Here is a 4,219-nt window from a genome sequence, read left to right as displayed (position 1 = left end):
CGCCATCGACACCATATGCGCGTAGATTTCCGTCTTCGCCCCTACGTCGATGCCGCGCGTGGGCTCGTCGAGCATGATCACCGCGGGTTCCGTTGCCGTAGCGCGCCCGAGAATCACCTTCTGCTGGTTGCCCCCGGACAGCGTGCCCGTGACCTGCAGGACCGAGGACGAACGCACGTTGAAGCGCATGCTGGCATCGCGTGCCAGTTTTCGCTTTCTGGGGCGGCTAACGAATCCGCCGGTTGCCAGCGCCTTCAGACTAGACAGCGCGATGTTTTCTTCGATGCTGGCATCGAGCACGAGCCCCTCAAGCTTGCGATCCTCCGACGTATAGACGAGGCCATGACGCACGCCTTCGGTCGGCGAATGATTCGAGATCTTCCTGCCTTTGACGCGTATCTCTCCGCCCGTCGCAGGCAGCGCGCCGAAGATGGTCTTCAGCAGCTCGGTGCGCCCCGCGCCTGCGATTCCCGCAATACCGACAATCTCGCCCGCGCGCACCTTGAAGCTTGCATTGCGCAGCAGCGGCGCACTGGCGAGATCGCGCACCTCGAGCACGACATCGCCGTAATCGCGCGGCTCCCACGGATAGAACGACTCCAGATTGCGCGCCACCATCGCCTGCACGAGTTCGGCCTCGGTCCATTGCGGCATGGGACGCGCGCCGACAGTCGCGCCGTCGCGCATGACCACCGCCGAATCGGCCAGCTCGAACACTTCTTCCAGGTGATGCGAAATGAAGATGATGCCCATGCCCGCCGCTCGGAGCCTGCGCACCACTGCATACAGATTGACGATGTCCTGACTTTGCAGCGCGGCGGTGGGCTCGTCCATCACGAGAATGCGCGCATCGCGGGTAATGGCTTTCGCGACTTCGACCAGTTGGCGCTTGTTGAGCGGCAAATCGCCCAGGCGCATCCAGGGCGGCACATCGTCGAGGCCCACGCGCGTGAGCGCCGCCCGCGCGAGCCGATTGGATTCGCGCTGCATGAGGAAGCCCTTGCGCGCAGGCATGCGGCCGAGAAACAGGTTCTCCGCCACCGTCATGTCGTTGATCAGCGAGAGTTCCTGATAGATCACGGCGACGCCTGCATCGATGGCCGCATGGGTGCCGCGCGCCAACGGCACGCCGTCGATTTCGATCGTGCCTTCGTCGGGCTCATACGCACCCGACAGCGTTTTGACGAGTGACGACTTGCCCGCGCCGTTTTCGCCGACGATCGCCATCACGTGCCCAGCCTGCAATTCGAGACTCACGCCGCGTAACGCCTTCACACCCGGAAAACTTTTGACGATGCCCTGCATGCGCAGCAGCGGCACAGGTGCCTCGACGGGCACGCGCTCGGGTTCTTCGGCTTGCACTGTCATGTCGCCTCATTCCGTTTGCGGGATGCGCGCACTGTCCGCTACAACGCAGCCCGCGACCTGTCTTACTGTTTGACTTCCTCGGACCACAGCCCATATTTCCTGGTCGCATCCGAATCGATATTGGACTTGTCGATCAGCAGGGTCGGCCACGCATAGTTCGCCGGCACGTCCTTTTTCGCGGTGTAGTCGGCGACGAATTGCAGCGACTTGGCAGCCATCTGAATCGGGTTCTGCGAAATGGTCGCGTCCTGCTTGCCCGCGCGAATCGCTGACAGTGCCTGCGCGGTGCCGTCCGCGCCGATCACGAGAATGTGCTGCTTGTCGCCGAGCGGCTTGTAGCGGCCTGCATTGTCGATGGCTTTTTCCGCGCCGACCGTGTTGTCGTCGTTAGCGCCGAACACCGCATCGATCTGAGGATACTTCTGCAGGATATTGGTCATCGCGTTGAGCGACTTTTCCTGATCGAATGCGCCTTCCTGACGGGCGACCACCTTGATGTCGGGATATTTGGCAATCTCGTCGCTAAAGCCCTTCTCGCGATCGGTGGCGGCCGTCGTGCCGACGAGCCCGATCAGATCGACCACGTTGCCTTTGGCCGAGCCGTAACGCTTCGTCAACTGGTCGGCGATCCATTTGGCCGCGGTCTGCCCCAGAGCAACGTTATCGGATGCGACAAAAGACGTGACCTTGCCGCCATCCGAACCACGATCCAGCGTGAACACCGGAATGTTCATCGCATTGGCTTTTTCGACAGCGGGAATGATGGCCTTCGAATCGATCGGATTCAGTACCAGCGCTGTCACGCCCTGGCTCAGAAGGTTGATCGCGTCGTTGACCTGCTGTTGCGCATCGCCGTTCGCATTGGTTTGCACGAGATCGAAGCCTTGCTCCTTGGCGCCCTTCTCCACGCCCCCTTTGAGGCCGACAAAGAACGCATTGTTGAGCGTGGACACCGAAAAACCGATCTTCGTCTTGCCGCCCGCCGCGTTCGCCACGGGCGCGCTCGCCGGCGCGCTCGCGGCTTCACCCGCGCTGCTGCTGGTCGAACTGTTGTCGCTTTTCGAACACCCGGCAAGCGCGGCTGCCGCACACAGCAACACCGTGCAGGTCGATTTGCCCAATACGTCCCATCCGTCGAATCTTGCTGAACTCCAGGCCATAGCTGTCTCCGTTGTAGGATTTATTCACTGCGATGCGAACGACCACTTCCTTCAAGCAAGCGTGCTAACGCTCGGCTTGCTTGCGCCTGCCATACGTCTTGAACTTTTCCAGCACCTCGTCCATCTGCGCACCCGACAGAAGCGGCGGCGCGCCCAGTTGACAGGCGAGCAGATACTGCCTTGCCAGCACTTCTACTTCGTGCGCGAGCCAAACCGCGCGCGCCAGATCGACACCCAGCGCGACCACGCCATGATGCGCAAGCAGGCACGCGCTGCGGTCCTGCAACGCCGTCAGCGCGTGGTCCGAAAGCAACTGTGTGCCAAACAGCGCGTAGGGCGCGCAGCGAATGGAATCGCCGCCCGCTGCCGCCACCATGTAATGCAGCGCTGGAATGTCGCGTCCATGGATTGCCATCGCCGTGGCCGCGATCGAATGCGTATGCACGACCGCATGCATCTCCTGCCGCGCGCGAAGAATGTCGCGATGAATGCGCCATTCAGAGGACGGACGCTTTTCGCGCAGGACGTCGGCGCCGTCGGCCACGTCGAGCGATAGCAGCACGATGCCGTCTTCGCGCAACTCGCGCGGCGGCACGCCGCTTGGCGTGACCAGAAAACCATCGCCCAGGCGCGCGCTCACGTTTCCCGAGGTGCCCTGGTTGATGCCGAGCCGCTCCATCTCGCGCGAAGTTTCGACGATTTCGCGGCGCAACGCGCGCTCCTTTGCCGCACTCATGCCGCGTTTCCTGCTGCCGGAAAGAGACTACCGAGCGATCGTTCAAACGGCGCCCTGACGATGCCGCGTTCAGTGATGAAACCCGTGACGAGTTGTTGCGGCGTGACATCGAATGCGGGATTGCGGACCTTGATGCCCGGCGCCGCCGTGCGTTGCCCCGCGATATGCGTGACTTCTTCGTCGCACCGCTCCTCGATTTCGATCTGCGCGCCGCTCGGCGTGCGAAAGTCCAGCGTCGACGAGGGGCACGCGACATAGAACGGTATGCCGTAATGCCTGGCTGCAAGGGCAACCCCGAGCGTGCCGATCTTGTTGGCGAAGTCGCCGTTGGCCGCCACGCGGTCGGTGCCGACGATCACCAGGTCGACGAGTCCCTGCGACATGATCGAAGCGGCCGCGCTGTCGATGATCAGTGTCACGTCGACGCCCGCCTGCTGCAATTCGAACGCGGTGAGACGAGCGCCTTGTAGCAGCGGCCGCGTTTCGTCCGCGAACACCTTGAACGTCACGCCGTCGCGATGCGCTGCGTAAATCGGCGCGGTTGCGGTGCCAAGGCCAGTAGTGGCAAGCGCCCCCGCGTTGCAATGGGTGAGCACGCCGCTGCCCTGCCCGATGAGCGGCATCCCATGGCGGCCGATGCCTTCGCATAGCGCCTGGTCTTCCGCATGGATCTGCTGCGCCTCTTCGACGAGCGCATCGTAAAGCGCAGCGGTATTGCTTGCGCCGCAAGTGTGTGCACGTTGCAGCATGCGTCTGAGGCTCCAGCTCAGATTGACGGCAGTGGGACGCGCGGTATCGAGCCAGCGTGCACGCCGTTCGAGTTCCGCCCGAAACTGCGCGAGCGGCAATGCGCGGGCATCCTGAACGGCGACGCATAGTCCATACGCCGCCGCCACGCCGATGGCCGGCGCGCCACGCACCCGCAATTCGTGAATGGCTCGCCATACTGCGGCTG

Annotated in this window: 4 protein-coding genes; all 4 read right to left on the bottom strand. The window is 63.0% G+C overall.

Translation table 11 applies throughout. The features are described from left to right. Positions 1 to 1,368, bottom strand: a 1,368-nt coding sequence (locus tag VGH68_RS22980; protein WP_331606009.1) for a sugar ABC transporter ATP-binding protein, incomplete at its 3' end; no start/stop codon positions are given. Positions 1,369 to 1,430: 62 nt separating this feature from the next. Continuing rightward, the gene (locus tag VGH68_RS22975; protein ID WP_331606008.1) at positions 1,431 to 2,528 is read right to left on the bottom strand and encodes a substrate-binding domain-containing protein; all 1,098 of its coding nucleotides are present in this window, start codon (positions 2,526 to 2,528) and stop codon (positions 1,431 to 1,433) included. Positions 2,529 to 2,592: 64 nt separating this feature from the next. Continuing rightward, complete coding sequence (locus tag VGH68_RS22970; protein WP_331606007.1) at positions 2,593 to 3,264, bottom strand: class II aldolase/adducin family protein; 672 nt, start codon at positions 3,262 to 3,264, stop codon at positions 2,593 to 2,595. Further along, a partial coding sequence (gene mtnA / locus VGH68_RS22965; protein ID WP_331606006.1) for an S-methyl-5-thioribose-1-phosphate isomerase occupies positions 3,261 to 4,219 on the bottom strand: 959 nt, incomplete at its 5' end. The genes VGH68_RS22970 and mtnA, both read right to left, overlap by 4 nt.

Origin of the sequence: Paraburkholderia sp., assembly GCF_036488505.1 — a bacterium.
In the GTDB taxonomy this organism is placed as follows: domain Bacteria; phylum Pseudomonadota; class Gammaproteobacteria; order Burkholderiales; family Burkholderiaceae; genus Paraburkholderia.
This window is presented reverse-complemented; position numbering and strand designations above follow the sequence as displayed.